Origin of the sequence: Paenibacillus nitricinens (assembly GCF_052056485.1) — a bacterium.
Taxonomy (GTDB): domain Bacteria; phylum Bacillota; class Bacilli; order Paenibacillales; family Paenibacillaceae; genus Paenibacillus_AQ; species Paenibacillus_AQ nitricinens.
Window position 1 is genome coordinate 704216 of record NZ_CP183948.1, and the last position, 26651, is coordinate 730866.

Here is a 26651-nt window from a genome sequence, read left to right on the forward strand (position 1 = left end):
TGCATACTATACCATAAGTACTTTAAATTAAGCCCGTAAGGCAAAGGTGGATGGAATATTGTCTAGTTCAAAATTTAGTGCTGAATATATCATCACAATGGATGATATTGTACGGGAAGGTCATCCCGTGCTTCGTACCGTGGCACAGCCGGTGGAGCTTCCTTTACAGAAGGAGGATCGTGAGACTCTGCAATGTATGCTTCAGTTTCTGAAGAACAGCCAGGATCCGGAGATCTCCGAAGAATACAATTTACGTTCGGGCGTAGGTCTGTCAGCGAATCAAATCGGACTGTTGAAGCGTATGTTCGTGATGTATTCTACGGACGAGAGAGGGAGAATTGTAGAGCATGCTTGGGTTAATCCTAAGATCATCAGTCACTCACTAACCATGGTGTACTTACCGGAGAGCGAGGGGTGTCTGTCCGTTGATCGGCCGGTGCATGGATTTGTACCTCGTTATGAATCTGTGAAGGTAAAGGGATATGATCTTGAGGGGAAGGAAGTGGTCCTTAAATTTAAGGGCTACCAAGCCATCATCATCCAGCATGAGATTGATCATCTCGATGGGATCATGTTCTACGACCGAATCAACAAGGAAAATCCATTCAAGCTTCCTCAGGGAGTGGAAATCCGTAACTTGTACGAGTAAAAGAAAATCTCCGAATCATAAAGCGTGTGGTCTTGCAGCATTAAGCTGAGGGGCACATGCTTTTTTTCTATCTGCAAGATTGAATGATTTCAAATATTTTACAAATTAATCCAAAGGAGGTACCATGTAGCTAATGGGTAGAAATTAATTTTATTATCAGAAGGAGGTTATGAAATGGGGTGGGGTAGAATGCCAATAAGAGGCGTGGTCAACGAATATAATGATGAGGTTAAGCAGATTGATGAGCAGATTTTGACTCTGATTCAGGAACGTAAAGCTATAACAGGCAAAAAACGGTTCTCCCCCGAAAGTGAGCTCCTTGAGGAGTGGTCAACTAGATTCGAGATGGACACTGCTCAGATTGTACAGTATATACACAGTCTGAATGAGGCTGTGCCCAGACGGAAATATTGGGAAGAGCCCGGTTTACTGCTCGGCGTTCTTCCAATTGTGAAGCGGACAGTCCTCGAAGATTGCGAGTATACACTTACACATGCTATGCAGTATGAAACGCTCAGTATAGTTACTGTGGAGATTAAGTATTTAAAAGAAACAGTGGAGCACGTTTATCTTAAACCGGCTCTAACATTGGAGATTTTGAGCGAGGCAGCCTATGAAATCCAGCCGCATGGAGGTCACGGAGGGGGCGCTCATACACAAATGCAATTCTTGGTCTCGCCACCGCTGCCAGCGGATCTGGATACGGTTCAATTGCCTTAATACCCGGAGGAGACCAAATGTTTCGACCTACCATGACAGAGATTATATTGGACAAGCAAATTGAATTCGAATAGTGCCAATGCAAAAAAACCTACCACCAAGCTTGGTGGTAGGTTTTAGTATGTTTAGTGGCTGTAAATAACGTCTTATTTCTCAGCCGCCATAGCGCGTAATGAATCTTCTGCTGCAATCAGCGTAGCGTCGATATCCGCATCTGTATGTGCTGTCGTTAGGAACCAAGCTTCATATTTCGAAGGGGCGAGGTTAATCCCTCGGTTCAACATGTGACGGAAGAAGCTACCGAACAATTCGCCATCTGTATCCTGTGCCTCATCGTAATTCGTAACTGGATGCTTACAGAAATGAGTAGAGAATGAACCACGGATGCGGTTAATCGTCAGTGGAATGCCATGACGGTCAGCAGATTCCTGGAGTCCATCGACGAGGCGAATCGCAAGACGTTCCATCTCATCGTATACGCCTTCTGCGCTCAGCACTTCCAGACAGGCAATCCCTGCGGAAATGGAAGCAGGATTTCCCGCCATTGTTCCCGCTTGGTAAGCTGGTCCTAGCGGTGCTACTTGTTCCATTACATGCTTACGACCACCGTAAGCACCGATCGGCAGGCCGCCACCGATGATTTTGCCGAGGGCTGTAAGGTCAGGAGTAATGTCTTCATGATTATCCAGTCCTGCATACGTCTGTGTGGAACCATAGTGGAAGCGGAAGGCCGTAATGACTTCGTCATAGATAACGAGGGAGCCGTTAGCATGAGCCAGCTTGCAGAGCCCTTCTAGAAAGCCTGGTTTAGGCATCACCATACCGAAATTACCGACGATCGGTTCAACCATTACCGCTGCGACATCTTCGCCCCATTTCTCCAGTGCCTCTTGCAGGCTTTCCAGATCATTAAAAGGAACGGTGATTACTTCTTGTGCAATACTGCTTGGAACACCGGCGCTGTCCGGAATGCCAAGTGTAGAAGGTCCTGATCCTGCTGCTACGAGCACCAGATCGGAATGACCATGGTAACAGCCAGCAAATTTTACGATTTTGCTGCGCTTTGTATAAGCACGAGCTACACGAATGGTAGTCATAACCGCTTCGGTACCGGAATTGACGAACCGCACCTTATCCATTGAGGGAATGGCTTCTTTTAGCATTTTCGCAAGTTTGATTTCGAGCTCTGTTGGAGTTCCGTAAAGAACACCATTTTCTGCTGCTGTAGTAATTGCTTTCGTTATATGCGGGTGAGCATGGCCGGTAATGATCGGTCCATACGCTTGGAGATAATCGATATATTCATTGCCATCTACATCCCAGAAGTGAGATCCACTGGCACGTTTCATAAATACAGGTGCTCCGCCCCCAACGGCTTTGAAAGAACGGGAAGGGCTATTTACACCTCCAACAATATGTTGAAGGGCTTCGTGATAAAGTTGCTCAGATGTGGAACGATTCATAATGTGATCATCCTTTCGATTGTTGATGCTCATGGCAACGGGCGAACAACGGTGTTTCCGCTGTCCGCCCGTATTATACCATTGCCTGTAGTGTCTACTTGTGAACGTTGCTTGTCAGATCTTTATTGGGTTCCGCTAGTACTACTATTTGAAGTAGTTTCTGATGAAGGTGATGGTGTAGGCGTTGGCTCAGGACCATTTAAGGTATCCTGCACAAATTCCCTTAACTTATTTTCACTGCGAATGCCGATAACCTGTGATCCGTCACTTGTAGTTTCCTCTTTGAGCAGATCCATCGGCGGAATTTGCTCACTACCGCCCATAGTACTGTCGTACCCGACGGTTGCCAGCTTCCACATATCATTTACTGACAGATTGGTTTCGATATAAGGCGTAACTTGAGACAGGATACTCGGTAGCTTGATTATGGATGTGGTCTGGATCAGTTTGTCAGCCACAACCTTGAGAAATGCACGCTGGCGCTCGGTCCGAGTGAAGTCGGAGGTAGCGTCATGCCGAAAACGTACATACTGCAGAGCTTTATTACCGTCGAGATGCTGATATCCTTTTTTAAGATCAATGTCATACTCGGGACCATCTGCAATGGTCTTGTACACCATGTCTTTCTCGACTTCATAATCTACACCACCAACGGCATCTACTAGCTTGATGAATCCTTGGAAGTCCGTGTAGACATAATATTGAATCGGGATGCCGAGCAGGTCGCTTACAGTCTGCATCGCCGTGTTAGGCCCATAAATGATAGCTGAATTAATACGTTTTTCTCCGTGATCTGGAATCGGAACGTAAGTATCTCTAAGAATTGAGAATACGGTGATTTTCTTCTTCACGGGATCAAGTGAGGCGACGAGCATTGTATCGGAACGAGGAATTTCCCCCTTCTTGACACCGCGGGCATCCACGCCCATTAGTAGTATATTAACAGGCTCTGTACCTTCCCACTTTGGAGGTTCTGGCGTGTCAACATCAACAGTCTCGGCATTTTTAAATGGTGAATCCTCGGTGTTCGACATGCTGCCAAGCTCATTGACAATGGAAGTAAAGTAATAAATGGCTCCACCGATAATAAGTAAGAGTATAATGGCCAGTGTCCAAAGCAGAGGTTTCTTTTTTGACTTACCAGTCTTTGCGTGCCTTTTCTTTCTAGGTGGCATTTCTCGTTCTTCCTTTCGCATTCACATTCTCTACATTATAATTTCTTTTGGGGATACGCGCAATTCATGCTCGATCCTCCAATATCAAGAAGGAGTGGATATAACTTGAACGTAGTAGCTATTGGACAAAAAGTACCGAATTTCACCCTTCCGTCCTCTACTGGACAAGAGGTTAGTTTAAGTGATTACTTGGGCCAAAAGGTCATTGTATACTTTTATCCTAAAAATATGACACCAGCCTGTACGCAGGAGGCCTGCGAATTCCGTGACGCCTATGATCAAATTTCTACGCTTGGTGCGGTTGTTCTAGGCATCAGCCCAGATCCCTTGGCGTCGCATATCCGATTTACGGAGAAGAATAGTCTGCCATTTCCACTGTTGTCTGATGAAGATCATAAGGTTAGTGAAATGTTTGGAGTATGGCAGCTTAAGAAGCTTTATGGTAGAGAATTCATGGGCATTGTACGTTCTACTTTTTTGATTGATGAGCAGGGGATCTTACTTCAAGAATGGCGGAAAGTACGAGTGAAAGGTCATGTAGCATCCACCATAGCAGGGATTTCCAAATCATAAAGTTTGTTAATAACTTTTTGTAAAAGTCTGTTACATTTTTAACAGCTTTCATTAGGTGTTGTCATGATATAGTTTCCTCATAATTGCTTCAAATTTGGAGCAAGACGAGGTGGTGTAGTGATCATGCTGCGTATTGGCCTTGATATCGGATCAACGACTGCGAAATTGGTTGTCATAGAGCGTAACACTATTGTTTATCAGGACTATGTAAGACATTATAGCGATATAAAAAAAGCTGCCCTCTCTCTATTAGCTGACGTACAAGTCAGATTTCCAGAGAGAGGAGCAGTCCTTACTGTAAGCGGTTCCTCAGGCTTATCTTTATCCAAACTGGGAGGCGTACCGTTTGTTCAGGAGGTGATCGCCTGTACGAAGGCGATTGGCGAGCTGATTCCAGAATGTGATACGGCGATTGAACTGGGTGGTGAGGACGCCAAGATCATCTATCTCCGGGGCGGCATTGAACAGCGTATGAATACGGCTTGCGCGGGCGGAACGGGAGCATTCATCGATCAGATGGCTTCGCTGCTACAGACCGACCCAGGGGGATTAAATGCATTGGCAGAGAAGCATGAGCGAATCTATCCTATCGCTTCACGCTGCGGTGTATTCGCCAAAAGCGATGTGCAGCCGCTACTAAACGAGGGGGCTCGCCGGGAGGATGTGGCGGCTTCAATCTTTCAGAGTATTGTTAATCAGACGATCAGCGGTCTCGCTTGCGGACGTCCAATTCGTGGACGGGTGGCTTTCCTTGGTGGCCCATTAACCTTCCTGCCAGCTCTGCGTCAGCGTTTTGCGGAGACGCTTGAACTTGCGGAGTCAGATATTCTTTTCCCCGAGCGGTCACAGTATTTCGTAGCGATTGGATCTGCTCTATCCGAAGTAAATCCGACGATCTTGCCTCTCTCAGGTTGGCTCGCGCGAATAGCAGCCGTGGATTTTTCAGCAGATCGGGCAGCAGATGCTGAATTACCACCGCTGTTTGAGAACCCTAATGAGCTTGCTGAGTTCCGGAATCGCCATGGTAAAGCTTCTGCTGCCAGATCAGACCTGGCTGTGTATCGTGGCCCTTGCTATCTGGGGATCGATGCGGGTTCGACAACAACCAAACTCGTATTGACCGGCTCTGCTGACGAAATTCTATATACCTTTTATGGCAGCAACAAGGGGAATCCCTTGTATTCTGTCAGTGAGGCACTGAAGGGAATGTATCGGGTTCTACCGGAAGGCTGTTATATTGCAGGTTCTTATGTAACAGGTTATGGAGAGGGATTAATCAAAGCCGCTTTATGGACGGACGGCGGTGAAGTGGAGACGGTTGCTCATTACAAGGCCGCATCTAAGTTCATGCCGGAGGTAGATTTTATTTTGGATATCGGCGGACAGGACATGAAATGTATCAAGATCCGCGGCGGTGCTATCGACAGTCTAATGCTCAATGAAGCCTGTTCGGCAGGCTGTGGCTCTTTTCTGGAGAGCTTTGCTTCTGCGCTTGGATTAGGTATTGAGGAGTTTGCCAAATCAGCTCTGGAAGCGGTCAAACCGGTTAACTTGGGTTCCCGCTGTACGGTATTCATGAATTCTAAAGTGAAGCAGGTTCAGAAGGAAGGTGCGTCGCTGGCCGATCTTTCGGCAGGGCTTGCGTATTCTGTGATTAAGAATGCCCTGCAAAAAGTAATTAAAATTCGCAACCCTGAGGATTTAGGGCGAAATATTATTGTTCAGGGCGGCACCTTCTATAACGAAGCTGTATTGCGGGCTTTTGAGCGCCTAACGGGGAGAACGGTAGTCAGACCGGATATTGCTGGCGTTATGGGAGCGTACGGTTGTGCACTGATTGCCCGTGAGCAAGCAGGGGCTGACGGAAAAAGCACACTGCTTGGACCGGAGGAAATAGCAGGCTTTAAGTACGAGGTATCTTCAGGTCGCTGTGGCCGCTGTGGAAATAACTGTGCGTTAACGATCAGTCGGTTCCCGGACAAGAGCTTCTACGTTACAGGCAACCGCTGCGAGCGTGGTGCAGGAGGCAGGAAAGAGAAGAACGTATTGCCAAATTTGATGCAGTATAAGTACGAACGTTTCTTTGATTATGAAGCATTACCAGAGGCAGGTGCAGCACGGGGCACCGTTGGCATTCCACGTACGATGAATATGTTCGAGAATTACCCGTTCTGGTACACTTTTTTCACTAAATTGGGCTACCGGGTGATTCTCTCTCCTAAATCAAGCAAGAAGCTCTACGAAAGCGGGATGGATACGATTCCTTCAGAATCGATCTGCTATCCAGCAAAGATGGCGCACGGACATGTGCAGAGCTTGATTGGTAAAGGCGTCGATTTTATTTTTTATCCTGCGGTGGTGTATGAGAAGAAGGAAGATGAAGCAGCGGATAATCATTTCAATTGTCCGGTGGTCGCCTCTTATCCTGAGGTCATTCGCAACAATATGGATGGGCTTAGGGAAAATGGAATCACGCTGGTCAGCCCGTTTCTGACCTTCGACGATAGATCTGCGTTAACCAAGGGACTCGTGAAGACATTTACGGGGATTCCGAGAGAAGAGATAACGTTGGCTGTGCAGGCAGGACTTGCAGAAGCTGATCGTGCCAAAAGTGATGTGCGAACCAAAGGTGAAGAGACGCTTGCGTATCTTGCCAGCACTGGGAACAAGGGAATACTTCTCTGTGGTCACCCTTACCATGCAGATCCTGAAATTAATCATGGCATAGCAGATATGATTACCGGTATGGGCCTCGCCGTGCTAACAGAAGATTCTGTCTGCCATCTGGACCGAAGTGAAGGGGATGTGGCGGTAGTTAATCAGTGGACCTATCATGCCCGAATGTACCGCGCAGCCCGCCTTGCCGCAGTACGAACCGACCTGGAGCTTGTTCAATTGACATCCTTCGGTTGTGGGATTGATGCGATTACATGTGATGCCGTGCAAGACATTATGGAAAGGCATAACAAAGTATATACGCTGATCAAAATCGATGAGATTAGCAACCTTGGCGCTGCGCGTATTCGGCTGCGTTCACTGATGGCAGCGATGCGCGAACGGGAAAAGGGAAAGGTGCTGCCACAGAAGCCGCCTAAAATACAGGCTAATGTAGCTTTCACGAAGGAAATGAAAGAAACGTACACGATCCTTGCCCCGCAGATGTCGCCCATTCATTTTGAATTGTTTGAGCAGGTCTTCCGCGATGCGGGATACCGTCTCAAGATCCTTGAAACCACTGGACCCGAAGAGACGGAAGAGGGCCTTAGATACGTTAACAATGATGCATGTTATCCCGCTATTGTAACGATAGGGCAGATTCTGTCGGCACTGAAGAGTGGGGACTATGATCCGAATCGTACCGCTGTAATCATGTCACAGACGGGCGGTGGCTGCCGGGCGACGAATTATATTTCTTTGCTCCGCAAAGCCTTAAAGGATTCAGACCTCGAACAGATTCCTGTGATTTCACTGAATGCTTCTGGAATGGAGAACCAGCCAGGCTTCCGAATCAGTCTTAAGCTGGCAAACCGGCTGATCGCTGCGGCTTGCTATGGTGATCTTATGATGCGGTTACTAAATCATTTTAGACCGTATGAGGTCGTTCAAGGGAGTGCTGAACGTTTATTCCGTAAGGGGATGGAGCGCTGTAAGGTCAGTCTAGTCAACTTCTCGTTCCGAGAATACAAACGTCTGATTCGTGAAATGGTCGCCGATTTCTGTAAGCTGCCCGTTACAGGTGTTACTAAACCTAGAGTAGGTATTGTTGGAGAGATCCTGATTAAATTTCACCCGGACGCCAACAACCGCATCATCGAGATGATTGAGGCGGAGGGCGGAGAAGCGGTAATGCCAGACTTCTTAGACTTCATCTTTTACTGCGTGTATAATCCGATTTACAAAGCCGAGCAATTCGGCAAAAGTAAACGACTAGGATATATTAATCCAATGTTGATCTCCTATCTGGAGATTTATCGTAAGCCGATAAAGGTAGCTCTTGAGGATGCCGGACTGGCTAAAGGACGGGAAAATATTTATGGTCTTGCTGAGAAAGCCAGCCGACTGGTATCCGTAGGAAATCAGATGGGTGAGGGATGGTTCCTGACTGCAGAAATGATGGATCTGCTGGATAACGGTGTGAATAATATTACTTGTATTCAGCCGTTCGCCTGCTTGCCCAATCATATTACCGGGCGTGGGATGATTAAGGGGCTTAAGGAGTTATATCCCGGCGCAAATATCGTCGCCATTGATTATGATGCTGGAGTTAGTGTAGTTAACCAAGCGAATCGGATCAAACTGATGATGTCCATTGCCAGCAGTCTGGAAGGCAATAAGGTATCTGATTTAGAACAATCCGTTAAACCGCTGCAGCAGACCCTACTTGAAGGCTCCTATAGTTTGACCTGAGCTTAATAAGGTAACATATAGACGAACTGCCTATAAAAAGCGGACCAAGAATTCACCGGGTCCGCTTTTTTGTGCTGATTATTAGTTCGTTGAAGGAGAGCTGGCTACACCTCTCCACCGTTTCAGATGAGGCAGCTGTTCGGCGAGTAATTTGCGGGCGACATCCTCGTCCATTCCTTCCTGAACCAAGTAGCCTGTACAAATGTCAGACATTTCTTGCAGCGTAATGTCAGGCTGTTTAAATGCTCCATCTTCGTAGCAATATACACAATAATCCTCGATTTTTTGGCCTTCCTTGTTCGTTCCAAGTAAATCTTCCGTAGGCATAGGCATCCCACAGCTTTGACAAAATTTTGGCTCATCTTGAACTTGTCTTACATGCTCTTGTTCCATATACAGCACTCCTTTTAAAAGTACGCGAAGCTTATGAGCAATCGCTTTAAGTACATTATAGAACTATGAATCTGACGACATACCGTCAGGTTTAAAGCGAGGTTGCGTATTTTTTGGCAACCCCAAGAGCCAACTCACCAAGCTTCTGACGAATATGTTCCGGCTCTAGCACTTCTAAAGCCGTTCCGAAGCTGAGCAAGAAACCATAGAGCCATCCGTCCTCGGGATAATGGATGGACACGTTATACCCACCATGTCCGTCCGGCTGAAGCTCAGTGGAGTCAAAGCGATCTTCCGCAAGATGTCTCCCTTCAGCTGAGAAGTGCAGAAGGATTGGCGACACTACTGAGGCTGAAGTCACCCGCTGATAATCAGTGCTCCAAGGCAGCTCATGCATGTCCCTATCTTCTCTTATGAATTCCCGCTTTTCTTTAATGAGTCCTTTCATACGATGCAGCTTGAATAATCTGAAATCCTGGCGTTGCAGACAGTAACCATACAAGTACCATGCTTGTCCTTTTAAGACTAAAGTATAGGGCTCGACAGAACGCTGACTGGATTGTCCCTCGGCATTGACATAATCAAAGGCCACAGTTCTGTTTTCTTCCAGCGCCTCTTTTAAAGTTGCGATCTTCTCTTCTAGGATAGGCTGAAGCCCCCAAGGAGAGAAATCGATGATAAGCTGGGTCGTTTTGCTTCGGAAAGCTGCGGTCTGTGAGGGCGGGATTACGCTACTGATCTTCTCCATGAGCAGAGTGTGTTCAGTTCCGCCATAAGAGGAGACGCTTTGCAGAGCGGAGAAAATATCAGCCAGCTCGCGGTCGGTCAATACATTGCGGTCTAACCGGTAGCCTTCCATAAGTCCGATACCACCACCCGATCCCTGATAGGTGACGATAGGAATTCCCGCCCCATTAATGCTTTCAATATCACGATAAATGGTGCGCACGGACACTTCGAACATGTCGGCGAGCTCCTTCGCCTGAATGAGGCGCCGGTTCATTAGTAGAATGACGATAGAGAGCAATCGATCAATTTTCAAAAGGTAGAGCCCTCCTTTTCGGATAATTTCGTTATGTAATGATGTACTACATCTTAGCAAATTCTTGAAGATAAAGCATTGTCATAATGTATTAATTCGATTAATATCTAATTAGATATTTATATAAATAGATGAAGCGAGGTTTACGATAATGGGTCACCAAACAGCTATTGCAATTTTTAAAGCTCAAAAGGGATATTCACGTCTGTTCACAGCCGGGCTAATCAATGGCATCGGTGATCGTTTTACTAGTGTTGCCGTGCTGGCATTGGTGCTGCAATTAACGGGGTCAGGGATGGCTGTGGGGATATCGCTAGGTGTACGGCTGCTTCCTTATTTGTTTCTGGCACCGCTTGGAGGTGTACTTGGCAGCAAATTCCCTCGTAAATACATTATGATCGCTACGGATGTACTTAGGGTTCCGGTTGCGCTAACCTTTTTGTGGGTAGATGGAGAAGATAAGCTATGGCTGTTATATATGGCGAGTTTTTTACTGGCGACGGGGGAAGCGATCTACAGTCCTGTTCGTAAATCCTCCATTCCTTTGTTGGTGACCAAAAACTCTTTGTTGACGGTTAATGGACTAGAGCAGCTTATGAGTGGCTGTGTACTTATATTGGGTGCATTAAGTGGGGGGATCGTTTCGATGTGGTTCGGCCCAAAGGCAGCCTTCGTAATGAATGCAATATCCTTTCTGGTCGCAGCGCGCTTAATCTACGGTATTGATATTCCACAAAATACCAATATGGTGAATGAAGATAAGAGAAAGATAGACTCTCCTGATAAAATCAAAACTAAAGTGGACCGTCAGCAAAAGACAAATAAAATGCATGCGCTGTGGATTATAATCAGCGGAAGTATCACGTTACAGGTTATTTTTGGGTATGAGCTGCTTGTTCCGATGCTGAATGGTCTGGATAATGTGCTGATTAGTGTGTATGCAGTACAGGAGTTTCAAGCGGGAGATATAGGAGTAGGGGCTTTTTACGCAGCGCTCGGAATCGGGCTTAGTCTCAGTTTTTTTGCTGGGCGATATGTAACAAAAGGGCTGCTGATTGTTGCGATTGTTGGGCTCATGGTTGAAGGATTACTGCTGATGAGCATCAGTATTAGCAATCATTTTGTGATCGCTTTTCTGCTATATATCCTGTTATCTTTTGCCGGAGGGACGGGGAATGCCTGTCTGGATACACTGGTTATGCGAGAGACGCCGTCCACTATGCAACCTGTTATTTTTGGACTGCTGTCAGCAGTGGGAAATACGCTGCTAGGATTATCTATGCTGCTCGCGGGCTGGTTATTAGAATGGGTGGATCCTCGTACACTGGGTTTTGCAGGGGGAGCAGGGTTTTCTGGGATTGCTATATTGCTGGCAGGGTATACGTTTGTACGCAGCAAGAAGAAGGAGACTCAGCGAGCTTAAAAAGAGCGGTAAATCACCGCCCCTTGGAAGGTTTCTTAATCTGCGCCTGAATCTGTGTGGCAGCTTTGCGAGGGAAAAGACGGGCGTGGATGCTTTTGCGGTAGCGGTAAATGATCACAAGAGCTGCTATTCCTGCACCACCAGAAATAATCCAAAGCGCATATGACTCAAACAAATGGAAGATGCCCATCCACTGTGGACCAAACACCTTTCCGATGCTAAGAAACAGTACTACCCAGAATACGGCTCCACTATAAGCATATAGGGCGAATTTACGGAAGGGAAGCGCGATAATACCAGCAAAATAACCAGTGAAGTGACGTACCCCTGGAATGAAATAACCGATAAAAATAAGAAAGCTGCCGTATTTCTCAAACCATTTCTGTGTTTTTTCTAGCTTAGTAGGTGAGAATAGAAACCATTTGCCATATCGCTGGATAAAGGGCATACCGGCTTTTAATCCGACAAAATAGGTGAGGGTCATCCCAGCTGTGGTGCCTGCAAAAGCAACTACAATTAGCGTAAAGAAATCAAGTCTCCCGGTGTAGGAAAGGAAACCGGCAAACGCCATAGTGGTCTCACCGGGAAAGGGTAGGGCAACGAACTCGAGAAGTAATCCAAAGAATAATACGCTATATCCATATTTGGTGAATAATTCTTGTATAAAACTCAGCATTTCCATAAGATTGTCACTCTCCAAGAGGCAGTTGCCTTATTCTATTTTACAGCTTGTCTTCATACAATCTACCAAATGGCTTTTAAGCCAATAGAATGCTGGAGGTAGAGAAGATGAAGGGTAATAAAAGCGCACACAGCCGCCGAAAGTTGATAAGCGGATTGCTCGTTATGGTTGTGATATTCATCGTTATGCTCGGATGGAGTATAGGGAAAAACTTGAATTCATGGGAGCTCCGATCCTTGCAGCCCGCTAGCGCGGAGTCTGTATCTGTTAAGAATAAGCTTACCGCAGCGGCGATGCAAGATTTGCCATCTGCAGTAGAACCCCTCGCTTCTGCATCTCCGGAAGTGCACTCCTCTTCAAGTGCGGCCCTTACTGTGACTCAACTCCCTCAAGCTAATGGGGTAGATAAAATATCCAAGGTTTCGGCAACGAGTTCTGTAATCACAGCAGCCAAAAAATCTAAAAAAACAGTCTATATTACATTTGACGACGGACCTAGCGATAACACCTTCAATGTACTTGAAATTTTACATCAGGAAGGTGTGAAGGCAACCTTTTTTGTCCTTGGTAATCAAGCGAAAAGCCATCCTGAGCTCATCGATTCCATATGGGAACAGGGCCATGCCATTGGCAATCATACCTATAATCATAATTACCATGATTTATATAGTGGATTCACGGAATTTTGGAATCAAATTAAACAGACTGAAGAGATTGTTCAGGGGATTACAGGGGTTCGTCCACAGCTTATCCGCGCCCCAGGCGGAACCTATGATCATTTTGATAATACCTACTTCAATTTATTGAAGCAAGCAGGTTATAAGGTGATGGATTGGACGGTGGATAGCGGCGATTCTAAACGGAAAGGCGTGCCAGCTTCAGAAATTTTGAAGGAATCCACAATGGATATGAAGTCTTCCCAGGTTATTTTGCTGTTACATGACGGGGGCGGTCATCAAGAGAGCGTCAAAGCGCTGCCGGACATTATTGCGCGCTATAAGGCGGCTGGATACGACTTTGACCTATTGGATGAAACGGTAGAACCGGTACAATTTAGAGTCTCTTCCAAAGCCGCTAATTTGGGGCGGAAAAAGCCCTCAGAAGCTTGGGTCGCCTCAAATATCACACCGAATGCAGAGCTCTTTGCACCTGGAAAGCCATTGGTTCTTGAGGTCGGAAAGCTGGAGACGAAGCTGAATCCCGGGGAATATTCCGTGCGAAATGGACAGTATATGGTTCCACTTCGTGCTGTAATTGAACGGCTTGGAGGGCAAGTTAGCTGGGATGTGAATAGCCGAAGCGGAGAAATAGATTGGAACGGGAAAGCGGTTATTGCCGATGTAATGAACAAACAATTGATTCTAAACCATCCTGATAACGGCCAAAAGACAATCGATGCGAGGGTAGAAATGATTGGTGGATCGATCTGGGTATCGCTACGAGAACTGCTGGAGACAACAGGCCATCCTCCGACTAATATAAGCGTTACTGAAGTAGAACGCCGAGTAAAAACATTCTGAAGGAAGAGTTGAGGCTGTCTAGTAAAAAGAAAAAACAAATGTCTGGGCACCCTTTTTCATGGGAAGAATAGATAGTAATAAGTTCCTGAGCTGGGAACAAGTCTATGACCAAAGGATGGGTGTCCCATTGTCCTCTTCATCACTAATTGATCAACTGAAGAAAGATGCCGGAAGTGTCAAAAGCTTCTCTTATCCGCGTAGCCGAAGTGCTCTGATGGAATGGTTGAGGATGCTAACTGTGGCCGGAATTATAGGTGCTTTATATGTTTGGCGAGGAGGCCCGTCTTTGCTGTTTCTCCTGATCGTTGTTGGAGTTATTATGCTCGGTGGACTTATGCTTCAGCTCTCGGGTCCACGGAAGATTAAGCTAGTTCGCACGATTACTCCAGCGAGACCTATGGCTGGAAATACACTTCATGTGAAGGTACAGCTGAGCTTCTCTTCTCGGTTGCCTCTCCCTTGGATGGCCATTGCCGATTATTGGGGTGATAGCCATCATCAGAAGCTGCTATTTCCTGGATTCAAACGTTCTTTTTCATACACATACACGATTGAAAATTTATCTCGCGGCAATCATCATCTGCTTGGCTGTAGAGTAACTTGGGGAGATTTTCCGGGTTGGTTCACGGGAAGATCTGAACCGGATGGAGGCCAGAGTTTCAAGGTGCTGCCAGCGCCTTTATATTTTGGGGGAGCTGTACCCGATAGCGGTTTTATGACGGGTGACACCTTGTATTCCCGACGGGGAAGAAGCATCAGTGATGAGGCTTTGGAATCCAGGGATTATGAGCCAGGTGATCCACTTAGCCGAATTCATTGGAAGAATAGTGCAAGAACGGGAGCGCTGCAGAGCAAAGTTCCAGAGCGGGAAAAGGCAAGAATGACCTGTATCGTATTGGCTAATGACCCGCCCAGCTACGAGGTTCCTACAGATGCGCTTAAACCTCGTGGAAGCCGTGACGATTCACCTCCGGCATTTGAGAAAGCGGTGTCGACAGCGATGGGGCTGATGCTCTCCGCTGAGCGTTCAGGTGCTTATGTTCAGTTGTTTAGCGGCGGTTGGCCAGAAGGGATGGCTAGACATGAAGGTCTGGGCAAAATCCCAGGGAGAGTACTGGATATTCTGACTGAAATTTCCCTGGACGGCACTAGAAACCTGTCGCTGCTGCTTGATGATGCTTCCCGAGGCTGGATTCCGGGGATGACAGTAGCCATTATTACGGGACGACTAGAAGAGGAATCTGCCAAGGTGATTGCCAAGTTCTTGATGCAAGGTGTGAAGGTGGAGCTTTATTATGCTTGGGACCAATCAGCACCGAAGCCAGGGGAGGCTCGCCAGCCTGTAAGGGGAACTGTCGGAGATAGTTTAGCTCGTCTTGGAGCACGAATGTTTTGTCTGGATGATGCATTGCCAGCATTCAGATTCAGGGAGGTAGAGTTCCATGAATCATCCGGAAAACCAACACTACGGTAAGGGAAAATCGGGTGATACAGAGCTGGCTATGAATGGCTTTCAGTTCAATTTGGGGCAAATAGAGAACAGACATGCCGGTAAGCAGAGAAAAGTGCCTCTGTACTATCGTTTGCTGTTCTCTTTGGCCATTATGGGGCTATTTATTGAATGGTTACTCCCTTTATATAGGTCTGCTTTATTAGAAGATACCTCCAAGATGCTACAAGTTCTAATGGTATTGGCGGCAGTGTTGCTGTTATGGGGGATATTTCAGATTCCGGGGTGGCTACTGCTAAGTATTCAATTTCTTATTACTGTTTCAGCGTGGTTTTACTTATGCAGTGGAGGCGAAGGTATAGGGTGGCTAAGGATTTATGCGGACGAAATTCCGAATGATCTCATTCTGCTTCTCTCTGGACATGTCTCTCAGTTAAGCGAGATCAGCAGGCTTTTGATATTGATTGTTGGTTGGGGGCTATTGGTATCCTCAGTACAGCAGCTTGCACTCTTCCGGGGGAGTACAGTGCTATTCACAGCAGTTACAATCATTTACTTGCTGGTCTTGGATATGGGCTTCGAAGTCAATACCGCAATGGATATTGTGATATCAATGGGTCTTATCTTTTGGATGCATGCGATGAGTGGCCTCCTGCGTCTTCGAGAACGTGAGGGAGTTACCACACTGCCTTATGCGCGTTGGGGAGGGCTGACTTTGGCGGCAGCCATTGTCGTGATGGTAACAGCTTGGTTCGGTGGGCAGCTATTGGGGGCAAGACCAACGAGCGAGCTTACGCTGCAATCGGCATTTCAGAATTTGCAGACTTGGGCTTCAGGGCATTTGCCAGAAGATAAGGCGTCTAGTGCTTCAGGAACAACAGGGTATAGTTCGAATGACGGTGAACTCGGTGCCCCGTTATCCCGCAATACTGAACCTGTCTTTACCGCTATTACTAGCGAGCGTACATACTGGCGAGGTGAGAGTATTGCTTACTATGATGGCCGCCGATGGATTAGGGGGGGCGAAGAGTTTATGCCGCTTAATCTGTCTGGTCTTGCAAAGAATCCTCCCTCGGCGCTAAGCGATGATAAGAGCAAACGAGTACTTCAGCAGCAGATTCAATTTGTTACGCCTTCCTCTGGGGGAATTCCTTTATTCAATGCGGGAATAATAATTGATGTTGAGTCGGTGGGTCTATCGAACGGCAGTAGACTGGGATATGTTCTGGCTAATATGGACAGGGAGAGTTTTCGTCTGCCGGATTCGATAGGATCTGCACGAATTACAGAGTATACAGTGAAGTCTTTACTTCCTGAGAGTGACCCTGTGCTACTTCGTGGTATAAATAGTGACGATCCACAGGAAATTAAGGGCGAGTATTTGCAATTGCCAGATTTGTTACCTGCTCGAGTGAGAGATCTGGCGGAGAAGCTTACAGCTTCTGGTAATCGCTATGACGCTGTAACGTCCATTAAGGATTACTTACAGAGTGGGTATTCCTATACGTTGAACACAACGGTTCCACCATCCGGATCTGATTTTGTGGATCACTTTTTATTTGAGACAAAGCAGGGCTACTGTGTACATTTTGCAACAGCTATGACCATTCTGCTGCGCAGTGCGGGGATTCCAGCTCGCTATGTCCAAGGCTTTGGGCCTGGGACCTTGCAGGACGATGCTATGCCGGCGAAGTATTTAGTCACCCAGGGCGATGCCCATGCTTGGGTGGAGGTCTATTTCGCCGGCGCCGGTTGGGTCCCATTCGACCCAACGCCTGGCCCCGCTCTTGCCGCAGGCTTCGCCGCGCCGGCGCTGCCTGCGGCAGCCTCGCTCGCGCCGCAAGCTGCGCGAAGTGCGGGCCTGCCCGCCCTGCCGCTGGCGGGCGGGACCTCCGCCGCGCCGCTCGCTGCCGCGGCGCTGCTTCCCGCCGCCGCTTGGCGCTGGCGGCGTAGCCTGGCTCTGCTGCTGGCCGCGCGCAGCACCAGCAGCATGAGCCGCGAGAGGCAGCTGCGAGCTGCCTCTCTAGCTTGGCACGGGCTGGCGGAGCGGTATGGACCGCCGCCGCCCGGTGTCACTGGCAGGGAGTATGTGGACTCCCTGCAGATTTACGATGCCGGACTAAGCGAAGCCGTCCGGCAGTTCGTACGCCAGTGGGAGACCCTGGCGTACGCGCCCGCGGCTCCAGCCTTCGTCGCGGCCGATCCCGCGAACGAAATGCCTACAATGTCTGCAACTTCTAAAATGTCAGCAAGGTCTATGATATCTGCGATCCCTGCAATCCCTGCAATCCCTGCAATGTCTGCGGCGCCAGCATCACCTGCAGAGATCAGCGAGCTTACTACTCATGATGCGTCCGCGTTTATACGTGAATGCCTGATCATCACCTTCCGGCTAACTTAATCGGTCAGAACAGCTGTTACTGCAATACAATTCCTTCCATGGAAAGGATTGTGCTTCATAAAGTTCAGCGCTCTCCAATTATGAGAAGTGTGTTCCCCCTTTCCTTGACGATGAGAATTAACCATGAGTATAATGAATCCAATAATCAAGGGAGGCTCGTAATGAATAAGCCAAATGAAATTATCGTCGTTCTCGATTTTGGGGGACAATACAACCAACTTATCGCGCGCAGAATTCGGGACCTGGGAGTATACAGCGAACTTTTGCCGTACAATACGCCAGTAGACAAGATCAAAGCACTTGCACCTAAAGGGATTGTCTTCTCTGGTGGCCCTAGCAGTGTATATGCTGAAGATGCTCCACATGTAGATCCAGCGATCTATGATTTAGGAGTACCTATCTTCGGTATTTGCTATGGTATGCAGCTAATGGCTCACCAACTTGACGGTAAAGTGGAACGCTCCGCTAAACGTGAATATGGTAAAGCCGATATTGATTTTGAAGAAGGTACTGCATTAGTTGCTGGGCTAGAGAGCCGTCAGACGGTATGGATGAGCCACGGAGACCATGTAGTTGAACTTCCAACAGGCTTCAAGCTGGATGCAGGAACTGAAAGTGCGCCAATCGCGGCAATGAGCAATGACGAGCGCAAATTGTTCGCTGTTCAATTCCACCCAGAAGTGCGTCACTCTGTACATGGTAATGAGATGATCTCGAACTTCTTGTACGAAGTTTGTGGTTGCGACGGAAAATGGACAATGGAATCATTTATCGATGAAGCCATTCAAGATATCCGTAACCAAGTCGGAGATAAAAAAGTACTCTGCGCACTTAGCGGTGGCGTAGATTCATCCGTAGTTGCAATGCTTATTCACCGTGCAATCGGTGACCAATTGACTTGTATGTTTATTGATCATGGCCTTCTGCGCAAAGGTGAAGCGGAAAGTGTTATGGAGACCTTCGTCGGTAAATTCGATATTCATGTTGTGAAAATCGATGCACGCGAGCGCTTCATGAGCAAGCTTGCAGGCGTTGAAGATCCAGAACAAAAGCGTAAAATCATTGGTAATGAGTTCATTTACTGCTTTGACGAAGAATCGGCCAAGCTCGGAGATTTCGCATTCCTGGCACAAGGTACGTTATATACGGATATCGTTGAGAGCGGAACGGCTACAGCTCAAACCATTAAATCCCATCACAATGTAGGCGGTTTGCCGGAAGATATGAAATTCAGCTTGATCGAGCCATTGAATACCTTATTCAAGGATGAGGTTCGTAAATTGGGTGAAGAGCTAGGAATGCCGCATGCAATTGTTTGGCGTCAGCCTTTCCCAGGTCCGGGTCTTGCTATCCGCGTATTGGGTGAAGTTACAGAGGAGAAGCTTACTATTGTACGTGACTCTGATTTCATTTTGCGTGAGGAAATCGCTAAAGCAGGCTTAGACCGTGAAATTTGGCAGTACTTCACTGCTTTGCCGAACATGAAGAGTGTAGGGGTTATGGGTGATGCTCGTACATATTCTTACACTGTGGGCATTCGTGCAGTAACTTCCATCGATGGTATGACTGCTGACTGGGCACGTATTCCGTGGGACGTGCTTGAGAAGATCTCTGTACGTATCGTTAACGAAGTAGAAAACGTAAACCGTATCGTCTATGACATTACTTCGAAACCACCTGCAACAATCGAGTGGGAATAGGATCGTTGCAACCATAGATTTCATAAAAAACTCTCCTTTATTTGCGTTATTTAGCAAATAAAGGAGAGTTTTTTATTTTCCAAGTAAATGGTTATTATGGTGACAGCGTTTTTCACAAATCTGTCATGAATATGTTTGATTGAAAGGGCTTGCATCCCTCGAAAAGTTATGATAAATTGTACTTGTCTAAAAAATAGACAAGATAAACAAGTACATTTTTCTACTAAAGGAGCCAATCAAAATGATGACTATTACCAAAGAGACACCTCATATTAAACCGAACGGAGTAGAGATCGCTGAATCAATTCTGTTGCCTGGTGACCCTTTAAGAGCTAAGTTTATTGCGGAAACCTTTTTAGAAGATTATCAATGCTTTAACGAGGTAAGAGGAATGTTAGGGTATACCGGAACTTACAAAGGGAAAAAAATCTCTGTAATGGGTACGGGAATGGGTCCAGCAAGCATGGGGATTTATTCTTGGGAATTAATCAATGTATTTGGAGTTAAGAATTTAATCAGAATTGGTACTTGTGGTGCAATGCAAGAAAACATTGAGCTATACGATGTGATTTTTGGTATGGGAGCTGCAACAGATTCCAATTATGGTCATCAATATAATTTACCTGGGCAATATCCGCTAACGGCTTCTTTTGAGCTTTTGGAGAAAGCTAAGAAAATAGCAGATGATAAAGGACAAAAGGTTCATATTGGTAATATTTTATCCAGTGAAATATTTTATAATGCGGATCGGGCAGCTAATAAAAAGTGGCAAGATGTAGGGATTTTGGGCGTTGAGATGGAATCTGTAGCCCTCTATTGGAATGCTATCCAAGCACGTGTAAATGCGCTATGCATTCTAACAGTGAGTGATCATCTTATTACGGGAGCAAAGACCACTCCAGAGGAACGCCAAACCGCATTTACTAAAATGATGGAGATCGCATTAGAATTAGCGTAAATGACCTCCTTCACTTCACTCATTAGTTGTGAAGTGAAGGAAACTTTCCATAGCTACGTAGATCGCAACAAATGTAAACGATATCATTCACCTTTGTTTTTTTACAGCATGAGATATTGGAGGTATATTATGAATCATTCAGTAGGAAATAAACCGATTGTAAACTTAAGTAAAGTCGTTCCGATTATATTACTTTTAATGATTTTTTCAATCGTTATCGATAACTCTTTTAAGATCATCTCTCCAGATTTAGTAGAGTATTTTGGCGTTTCAGCAAGTACAGTAAGCTGGCAAGTAACGCTTGCTGGATTAGTCATTGGAATAGGTGCAGTTGTTTATTCATCTTTATCGGATTCGATCAGTATACGTAATCTATTAACAACAGGTATTTTATTGATCTGTGTAGGATCTTTACTTGGTTATATTACACATACGAATTATTGGTTAATCGTGGTTTCGAGAATTATCCAAGCTGCCGGTTTAGGTGCAACGGAAACCCTGTATTTAGTGTTCATTACTAAGTATGCAACCGAGGCAGAACAGAAAAAGTATATGGGATTTAGTACAAGTAGTTTTCAGATCGCAACAGTTATTGGAACATTAACAGGCGGATTTGTTGCTACTTATCTAGCGTGGAAGAACTTGTTTCTGATTCCTTTACTAAGTTTGTTGCTGTTACCGTTTATCCTTAAATATTTGCCAAAAGAAGAAACCAAGAAAAATAACGTGGATTTTCTAGGGCTCATTATAATCGCAGTTATAGCCACTTCAATCATGCTGTATATGTCTTCTTTCAATTGGGCACTCTTTATACTCTTCGTGGTATCAGTCATTGTATTCTTGCTCTATATCAGTAAAAATAAAAATGCTTTTATTACGATTGATTTCTTTAAAAACAAACAATTTCTATTTGCGTTAATGGTTGCCTTTATTCTTAACTCTCTATATGCTGCCTATGCACTGAATACATTGTCGTTCTTATTAACCTCTGTCTATGATATCCATTTGGATACCGTTTCCTTATTGTTCATACCAGCATGTTTACTGGCGGCGTGTGTCGGGGCATTATCAGGTAAAATAGGAAGATTCTTAAATTCTAAGCAATGTGTTTACTTAGCCATTAGTTTGATTATTGTCAGCTTATTACTAGGTGTCTTCTTTATCGAATTGTCCATTGCTGTATTTGTCGTATCTCTTATTATATTTTCTTGCAGCTTTGCACTTCTATATGCACCGCTTATTGATATTAGTATTAGAGATGTGCCAACTGAAAAGTCGGGGACGGCATTAGGATTCTACAATCTATGTATCAATATCGCGATGTCCGTTGGTTTCACCTATTCAGCCTTATTAATCGATAAGAAAGATTTACAATTTGGATTTTTACGCTTTGTGACAGAGGACCAGGTGGCATTAAATTATAGCAGTATCGTCATTGTTCTTGCAGCAATCGGAGGATTGGCTATCATTTTATTTGGGCTTTTATTGGGTCGAAAATCAGAGGGGCAAACTCAAATACTAGATAAAGGAAGAGATTAAAATGAAAAAATTTAAACGTGTACACTTGATCGTCATGGATTCAGTAGGCATTGGAGAAGGAAAAGACGCGGATCAATTTAACGATGTTGGCTCCCATACCCTTTTACACATTGCAGAACATATGAACGGATTAAATCTGCCCAACCTGGCCAAATTGGGTCTATCTAATATTGAAGAAATTTTGGGTGTTCCAAAAGCAGAGAAACCACTTGCTTATTATACTAAATTACAGGAAAAATCAGTCGGGAAAGATACAATGACAGGTCATTGGGAGATCATGGGTTTAAATATTGATCAACCCTTTAATGTGTATCCAAATGGATTCCCCGACGAATTAATTAAACAGATCGAGGACATCACTGGCCGAAAAGTAGTAGCGAATAAGCCAGCAAGTGGAACGGCTATTCTTGATGAATATGGCGAGCATCAAATGAAAACAGGAGATCTGATCGTTTATACCTCTGCTGACCCGGTTCTGCAAATTGCAGCTCATGAAGAAATCATCCCATTAGAAGAGTTATATGATATTTGTGAAAAGGTTCGGGAAATCACCAAAGACCCTGCCTATTTAATTGGTCGTATTATTGCCAGACCTTATGTAGGCCAACCCGGGAAATTTACGAGAACCTCCAATCGTCATGACTATGCCTTAAAACCATTTCATAAAACCGTTATGAATAGCTTGCAAGACGGAGGTTATGATGTCATCGCCATTGGTAAAATCAATGATATTTTTGATGGTGAAGGTGTTACAGAATCCATTCGTACAAAAGACAATATGGATGGTATGGATAAACTGCTTGATGTAATTAAGAAGGATTTCACTGGAATGAGCTTTTTGAATTTAGTTGATTTCGATGCTTTATATGGTCATCGTCGTGATCCGGAAGGCTACGGAAGAGCATTAGAGGAATTCGATAAACGATTAGATGAGGTATTCGATTCCATCCGAGAAGATGATTTGTTAATCATTACAGCTGACCATGGAAATGACCCAACCTTCCCTGGTACAGACCATACTCGTGAGTTTATTCCTGTCCTAGTCTATTCCAAGCAATTAAAGGACAGTGGCGTATTACCTGAGCATGATACCTTTGCTGATATCGGTGCGACTATAGCAGATAACTTTGATGTTGATATGCCAGACAACGGTGAGTCTTTCTTGCCATTTCTTAAATAATTGATATCACGTAAAAACCTCCAAAGTTTCTGTTTGGAGGTTTTTACGTTGTGATTGAAGCAAAGAATGACATTCCTTGTCGCTTGAAAAATGATGTGTCATAATGGGGAGAAAAGGACATCAGATGAATGAACACACATAAACTAGATAAATTGAAACGGCCGCTTTATATCAATGTATATGATGAGCTTCTTCTTCAGATTAACAAAGGAGAATACCTCGTAGGTAGTCAGCTCCCTTCAGAACCGGATTTAGCCAAAAAACTCGGGGTTAGTCGCGCTACTTTACGGCAAGCTTTAGTTCTTTTGCAAGATGATGGATTAGTAAGAAATGTACGCGGTAAGGGGAACTTTATACTTGAGTCTTCTTATAAACAAGAGGATATTCAATTAGAGAAACTGAGCAACCCCATGCATAAATGTCATATAAGCATATTTGACCAAGTAGATTTACATTATCGGCTGGACCCGCAAACGGAACATACCAAACAAGTATTAAGAAGAGATTCATCTACAGTTGTAGCTTTAGAACGTTTGTATAGAGCAGGAGGAGAGCTACATGCTTACGCTTTTACTTTTATGTCCATGCAAACAGTAGAGAGGTTATCTTTGGATCTTGATAATAAAGAGAGAATGCTGGATTTTCTAGAGAACAAGGCCTATGTAGATGCTAACCATGGGAATATTGAAATAAAATATACGCATACCGTTAACTTAGCTGATCGGAAAGATAAATTAATGGGGCAGAACGAGTGCTTTTTACTACTAGAAACCCTTTACGACACAACGGAGCCAGATTATCCGTTAATGTATAATAAATTTTATATCCCACAGCAGTTCTCAAATTTAAAATTAAATATGTCTAAAGGCTAACCAATAATAATGGATTAGAAAAACTCCCTTTTATCTGCGCTATTTAGCAGACAGAAGGGAGTTTTTTTGACCCGAATTTCAAGGGTTGATTGATTAATGCAAAATAAATCCTTCCTCTTCGTCCTCATTACTTGGGAGGAAAGGCAGCTTCGGGTTCGTTTTCAATAAAGTATCCATCAACGCATGGTCAAAATTATGCTTTACTGCACAGTTGCGGTCAAAAATCATGGTTGCTTCATCTCCCGGTTTACATGCCGGCCACTGGGGGAGGGAAGGGATGTTAGGATTGCCATAGCGTGCAAAGCTTACCCAGGCACCACAGATACGTTCCTCCATCCGATCGGAAACTCCCGGAATGAGGCACACAGGAACACGTTTCGTATTATGGAATACGAAAGGGATCTCAGCGCAGTGCCATGCTATCTTGCCGCCCTCAAAAGGAAATTCATAAGCAAACAAGTAGGAGTAGGTAGGCGCTTCTTCGTGTACGGATTTCTTCTCAATAAAGTCCTTGGTTGGAATACGGAAGAAGGTATCTAAGAATAGCAGGTCAGACAAGTGTTTATCCGGATATGATTCCCTAAATTGTGTGACAATATTTTCCGTATGACTGCCATACTTTTGAGTCAGCATCTCCATGGTGGCTTCCTCAGTCGCGTCCTGCTTGTTAGGGACACCGGGACCAAAAGCGAACTCACCAAATACGCTACCAATCAATACCGGAATGGTCTTCGCATGTTCGGTGAAGCCCACCTCTCTAGGATCGCCTACATAAAATTCATTAGGCATAGGATTGCCGCCAATGTATTCCCCTTGCATTGCGAGCGCTGGTGCAACTTTATTATAAGCTGCAGCTAACTGATGATAAGGAACCGCTTCCAATTTTTCCACTTCGGCCACGCCCATATTAAGCTCTGCTAACAGTGCCTTTACTATGGCAGTGCTATCGGTCTTCCGGGTGTCCAAAAACCCATCAATTAATCCGCTCTGGATAACGCCCTTATGGAACAGACCGTCTGCTGCCGGAGTATTCATTAGTGTCCATACCTTCATACCGCCACCAGACTGTCCGAAGATGGTCACATTGTCCGGGTCACCGCCGAAAGCTGTAATGTTTTCCTGAACCCATTTTAAAGCTGCCACCATATCGGCATTTCCGGCATTAGCGGAATTGACGTATTTATCTCCAAAAGCAGACAGGTTCATGTATCCCAGAATATTCAATCGGTGATTTAAGGTTACTACGACCACATCGCCGAACTCGCTAAGCTTGTCTCCTTCATAAGCTACCTGCTCAATAGAAGAGCCAGCAGCGAACCCGCCCCCGTGTAGCCATACCATAACAGGTTTTTTGGCCTGCGGTTCAAGGCTCTGGGTCCAGATGTTCAGATGCTGACAATGCTCATCCATAGGCCAGTAACGGTGAGGAACCAGCACTTCCATGACGGGCTGATCCTGGGTTAACATGGGAGACACATAACCGTAAGCGAGTGCATCCTTAATTCCCTCCCAAGGCGCTATTTCTGTGGGCATCTGGAAGCGCTTGGCATCTGCGTACTTTATCCCGTGGAAGGTGTAAGTGCCGTTGACCTGAAAGCCTCTTATTTTTCCGGCTTTAGTCTGTACAATGGGTTCTGTTGAGGAACATACGAAATTTTTTGCTGTCATCATGGAAATCCCCCTTACATAAGATAGCCCTATTATAATAAAAGAAGGATAGTGAAAAATATAGGAAACTTATCTGCTTTATCCTTATTCTTTGCTTCTTTTCCGGAGGTCAGCAGGTCTGGTCTTAGGATAAGAAAATATTCATGATAAAAAAGTCAAGATTCCCTTATGTAGCAAAATTCCGCCCTCTAGAGGTCCTCGCTAATTTGATCCCATAGGATTTTTATGCGATAAAGTCTTATCAAAAAATGTGATAGACGCTATATAGCTGCTTTATATGAATGTGATAAAATGGGAAAAATCTATCATAGGGAGAAATTAACATGGGGTTTTCTCTTCTCGGCACACTAATGGCCTTAATTATCCTTGCACCTAGTTTGCTAATGATTAAGTTTCCACCTGAGAATGCACCTGCTGGTGTTCGAGATGCAGGACCGGTCTTTACAATTTTGGAGAGAGTAGGGCAATTGGGTTGTATCGGCATTCTTGCAATCTCAAAGGATAACTTTCAACATGTGAAATTCGGTGTGATAGCTGCCTTCATCGTCTTGTTTATCGTTGTTTATTATGGTCTATGGGTTCGATATATAGTTAAGGGGCAGCAATTTAAATTATTATGGGACCCTTTAGTTTTTATTCCGATCCCGATGGCAGTTCTCCCAGTATGTGCATTCGGATTGGCAGCGATTTGGGGGAAATCTATTTTTTTGAGTATTGCAGTAGTTTGTTTAGCGATAGGGCATTTAGCTAATTCTTGGCATAGTTATATGTACTCCAAGAATCAATAACTAGAATTATAGGGAAATATACCCATGCAAATAGTGATTGGATAGTTA

20 protein-coding genes are annotated in these 26651 nt (G+C 45.2%); 14 read left to right on the forward strand and 6 right to left on the reverse strand.

The features are described from left to right. The first annotated feature begins 97 nt into the window (after window positions 1-97). Together def and ACN6KS_RS03215 are read left to right on the forward strand one after the other, a co-directional pair. On the forward strand, window positions 98-649 hold the full coding sequence (gene def / locus ACN6KS_RS03210; protein ID WP_094870731.1) for a peptide deformylase: 552 nt from the start codon (window positions 98-100) through the stop codon (window positions 647-649). Between the two features lie 174 nt (window positions 650-823). After that, window positions 824-1369 carry a hypothetical protein gene (locus tag ACN6KS_RS03215; RefSeq protein WP_440961324.1) on the forward strand — a complete coding sequence of 182 codons (546 nt, stop codon included), beginning with the start codon at window positions 824-826 and terminating at the stop codon, window positions 1367-1369. Window positions 1370-1515: 146 nt separating this feature from the next. Here the strand turns inward: ACN6KS_RS03215 and ACN6KS_RS03220 are convergent, their stop codons facing one another. Both ACN6KS_RS03220 and ACN6KS_RS03225 read right to left on the reverse strand, forming a co-directional pair. Further along, window positions 1516-2832: a glutamate-1-semialdehyde 2,1-aminomutase gene (locus ACN6KS_RS03220; protein ID WP_440961325.1), complete on the reverse strand. Its 1317-nt coding sequence runs from the start codon at window positions 2830-2832 to the stop codon at window positions 1516-1518. 122 nt (window positions 2833-2954) lie between these two features. Beyond that, window positions 2955-4007, reverse strand: a complete 1053-nt coding sequence (locus ACN6KS_RS03225) for an LCP family protein (RefSeq protein WP_094870709.1) — start codon at window positions 4005-4007, stop codon at window positions 2955-2957. A gap of 105 nt (window positions 4008-4112) precedes the next feature. Between ACN6KS_RS03225 and bcp the strand changes: the two genes are divergently transcribed. Together bcp and ACN6KS_RS03235 are read left to right on the forward strand one after the other, a co-directional pair. Then, window positions 4113-4580 carry a thioredoxin-dependent thiol peroxidase gene (bcp, locus tag ACN6KS_RS03230; RefSeq protein ID WP_440961326.1) on the forward strand — a complete coding sequence of 156 codons (468 nt, stop codon included), beginning with the start codon at window positions 4113-4115 and terminating at the stop codon, window positions 4578-4580. A 123-nt stretch (window positions 4581-4703) separates the two neighbouring features. Then, on the forward strand, window positions 4704-8987 hold the full coding sequence (locus ACN6KS_RS03235; RefSeq protein WP_440961327.1) for an acyl-CoA dehydratase activase-related protein: 4284 nt from the start codon (window positions 4704-4706) through the stop codon (window positions 8985-8987). 81 nt (window positions 8988-9068) lie between these two features. Here the strand turns inward: ACN6KS_RS03235 and ACN6KS_RS03240 are convergent, their stop codons facing one another. Together ACN6KS_RS03240 and ACN6KS_RS03245 are read right to left on the reverse strand one after the other, a co-directional pair. Next, window positions 9069-9380, reverse strand: coding sequence for a zinc ribbon domain-containing protein (locus tag ACN6KS_RS03240; protein ID WP_094870706.1), 312 nt, complete (start codon window positions 9378-9380; stop codon window positions 9069-9071). Between the two features lie 91 nt (window positions 9381-9471). Then, on the reverse strand, window positions 9472-10422 hold the full coding sequence (locus ACN6KS_RS03245) for a helix-turn-helix transcriptional regulator (protein ID WP_094877181.1): 951 nt from the start codon (window positions 10420-10422) through the stop codon (window positions 9472-9474). A 151-nt stretch (window positions 10423-10573) separates the two neighbouring features. Between ACN6KS_RS03245 and ACN6KS_RS03250 the strand changes: the two genes are divergently transcribed. Beyond that, window positions 10574-11845 (forward strand): MFS transporter, encoded by a 1272-nt coding sequence (locus ACN6KS_RS03250; RefSeq protein WP_440961328.1) that lies wholly within the window; start codon window positions 10574-10576, stop codon window positions 11843-11845. A 13-nt stretch (window positions 11846-11858) separates the two neighbouring features. Here ACN6KS_RS03250 and ACN6KS_RS03255 read toward each other — a convergent pair whose 3' ends face one another. After that, window positions 11859-12527: a DedA family protein gene (locus ACN6KS_RS03255; protein ID WP_280788334.1), complete on the reverse strand. Its 669-nt coding sequence runs from the start codon at window positions 12525-12527 to the stop codon at window positions 11859-11861. Between the two features lie 107 nt (window positions 12528-12634). On the opposite strand from ACN6KS_RS03255, the gene ACN6KS_RS03260 reads away from it, so the two are divergent. From ACN6KS_RS03260 to ACN6KS_RS03295, 8 genes are all read left to right on the forward strand, one after another. Beyond that, on the forward strand, window positions 12635-14047 hold the full coding sequence (locus ACN6KS_RS03260) for a polysaccharide deacetylase family protein (protein ID WP_440961329.1): 1413 nt from the start codon (window positions 12635-12637) through the stop codon (window positions 14045-14047). Between the two features lie 58 nt (window positions 14048-14105). Beyond that, window positions 14106-15521, forward strand: a complete 1416-nt coding sequence (locus tag ACN6KS_RS03265; RefSeq protein WP_440961330.1) for a DUF58 domain-containing protein — start codon at window positions 14106-14108, stop codon at window positions 15519-15521. After that, on the forward strand, window positions 15490-17898 hold the full coding sequence (locus ACN6KS_RS03270; protein ID WP_440961331.1) for a transglutaminase family protein: 2409 nt from the start codon (window positions 15490-15492) through the stop codon (window positions 17896-17898). Before ACN6KS_RS03265 ends, ACN6KS_RS03270 begins: the two co-directional genes overlap by 32 nt. Before the next feature lie 161 nt (window positions 17899-18059). Beyond that, window positions 18060-19598, forward strand: coding sequence for a glutamine-hydrolyzing GMP synthase (guaA, locus tag ACN6KS_RS03275; RefSeq protein WP_440961332.1), 1539 nt, complete (start codon window positions 18060-18062; stop codon window positions 19596-19598). Between the two features lie 241 nt (window positions 19599-19839). Continuing rightward, entirely contained in the window at window positions 19840-20556 is a 717-nt protein-coding gene (gene deoD, locus ACN6KS_RS03280; RefSeq protein WP_440961333.1) for a purine-nucleoside phosphorylase, read from the forward strand. Window positions 20557-20685: 129 nt separating this feature from the next. Then, the gene (locus ACN6KS_RS03285; RefSeq protein ID WP_440961334.1) at window positions 20686-22095 is read left to right on the forward strand and encodes an MFS transporter; all 1410 of its coding nucleotides are present in this window, start codon (window positions 20686-20688) and stop codon (window positions 22093-22095) included. Between the two features lies 1 nt (window position 22096). After that, window positions 22097-23275: a phosphopentomutase gene (deoB, locus tag ACN6KS_RS03290; protein WP_440961335.1), complete on the forward strand. Its 1179-nt coding sequence runs from the start codon at window positions 22097-22099 to the stop codon at window positions 23273-23275. A 128-nt stretch (window positions 23276-23403) separates the two neighbouring features. After that, on the forward strand, window positions 23404-24147 hold the full coding sequence (locus ACN6KS_RS03295) for a GntR family transcriptional regulator (RefSeq protein ID WP_440961336.1): 744 nt from the start codon (window positions 23404-23406) through the stop codon (window positions 24145-24147). Between the two features lie 93 nt (window positions 24148-24240). Here ACN6KS_RS03295 and ACN6KS_RS03300 read toward each other — a convergent pair whose 3' ends face one another. Then, on the reverse strand, window positions 24241-25818 hold the full coding sequence (locus tag ACN6KS_RS03300) for a carboxylesterase/lipase family protein (protein WP_440961337.1): 1578 nt from the start codon (window positions 25816-25818) through the stop codon (window positions 24241-24243). 320 nt (window positions 25819-26138) lie between these two features. Between ACN6KS_RS03300 and ACN6KS_RS03305 the strand changes: the two genes are divergently transcribed. Further along, complete coding sequence (locus ACN6KS_RS03305; protein WP_094870687.1) at window positions 26139-26603, forward strand: hypothetical protein; 465 nt, start codon at window positions 26139-26141, stop codon at window positions 26601-26603. The last annotated feature ends 48 nt before the right edge of the window (window positions 26604-26651 follow it).

What these genes read in the sequence shown, in the direction of transcription:
- def (WP_094870731.1), top strand. Translation starts at nt 98, where the DNA reads ATGGATGATATTGTACGGGAAGGTCATCCCGTGCTTCGTACCGTGGCA.
- ACN6KS_RS03215 (WP_440961324.1), top strand. Translation starts at nt 824, where the DNA reads ATGGGGTGGGGTAGAATGCCAATAAGAGGCGTGGTCAACGAATATAAT.
- ACN6KS_RS03220 (WP_440961325.1), bottom strand. Translation starts at nt 2,832, where the DNA reads ATGAATCGTTCCACATCTGAGCAACTTTATCACGAAGCCCTTCAACAT.
- ACN6KS_RS03225 (WP_094870709.1), bottom strand. Translation starts at nt 4,007, where the DNA reads ATGCCACCTAGAAAGAAAAGGCACGCAAAGACTGGTAAGTCAAAAAAG.
- ACN6KS_RS03235 (WP_440961327.1), top strand. Translation starts at nt 4,704, where the DNA reads ATGCTGCGTATTGGCCTTGATATCGGATCAACGACTGCGAAATTGGTT.
- ACN6KS_RS03240 (WP_094870706.1), bottom strand. Translation starts at nt 9,380, where the DNA reads ATGGAACAAGAGCATGTAAGACAAGTTCAAGATGAGCCAAAATTTTGT.
- ACN6KS_RS03250 (WP_440961328.1), top strand. Translation starts at nt 10,574, where the DNA reads ATGGGTCACCAAACAGCTATTGCAATTTTTAAAGCTCAAAAGGGATAT.
- ACN6KS_RS03255 (WP_280788334.1), bottom strand. Translation starts at nt 12,527, where the DNA reads ATGGAAATGCTGAGTTTTATACAAGAATTATTCACCAAATATGGATAT.
- ACN6KS_RS03260 (WP_440961329.1), top strand. Translation starts at nt 12,635, where the DNA reads ATGAAGGGTAATAAAAGCGCACACAGCCGCCGAAAGTTGATAAGCGGA.
- ACN6KS_RS03265 (WP_440961330.1), top strand. Translation starts at nt 14,106, where the DNA reads ATGGGAAGAATAGATAGTAATAAGTTCCTGAGCTGGGAACAAGTCTAT.
- ACN6KS_RS03270 (WP_440961331.1), top strand. Translation starts at nt 15,490, where the DNA reads ATGAATCATCCGGAAAACCAACACTACGGTAAGGGAAAATCGGGTGAT.
- guaA (WP_440961332.1), top strand. Translation starts at nt 18,060, where the DNA reads ATGAATAAGCCAAATGAAATTATCGTCGTTCTCGATTTTGGGGGACAA.
- deoD (WP_440961333.1), top strand. Translation starts at nt 19,840, where the DNA reads ATGATGACTATTACCAAAGAGACACCTCATATTAAACCGAACGGAGTA.
- ACN6KS_RS03285 (WP_440961334.1), top strand. Translation starts at nt 20,686, where the DNA reads ATGAATCATTCAGTAGGAAATAAACCGATTGTAAACTTAAGTAAAGTC.
- deoB (WP_440961335.1), top strand. Translation starts at nt 22,097, where the DNA reads ATGAAAAAATTTAAACGTGTACACTTGATCGTCATGGATTCAGTAGGC.
- ACN6KS_RS03295 (WP_440961336.1), top strand. Translation starts at nt 23,404, where the DNA reads ATGAACACACATAAACTAGATAAATTGAAACGGCCGCTTTATATCAAT.
- ACN6KS_RS03300 (WP_440961337.1), bottom strand. Translation starts at nt 25,818, where the DNA reads ATGATGACAGCAAAAAATTTCGTATGTTCCTCAACAGAACCCATTGTA.
- ACN6KS_RS03305 (WP_094870687.1), top strand. Translation starts at nt 26,139, where the DNA reads ATGGGGTTTTCTCTTCTCGGCACACTAATGGCCTTAATTATCCTTGCA.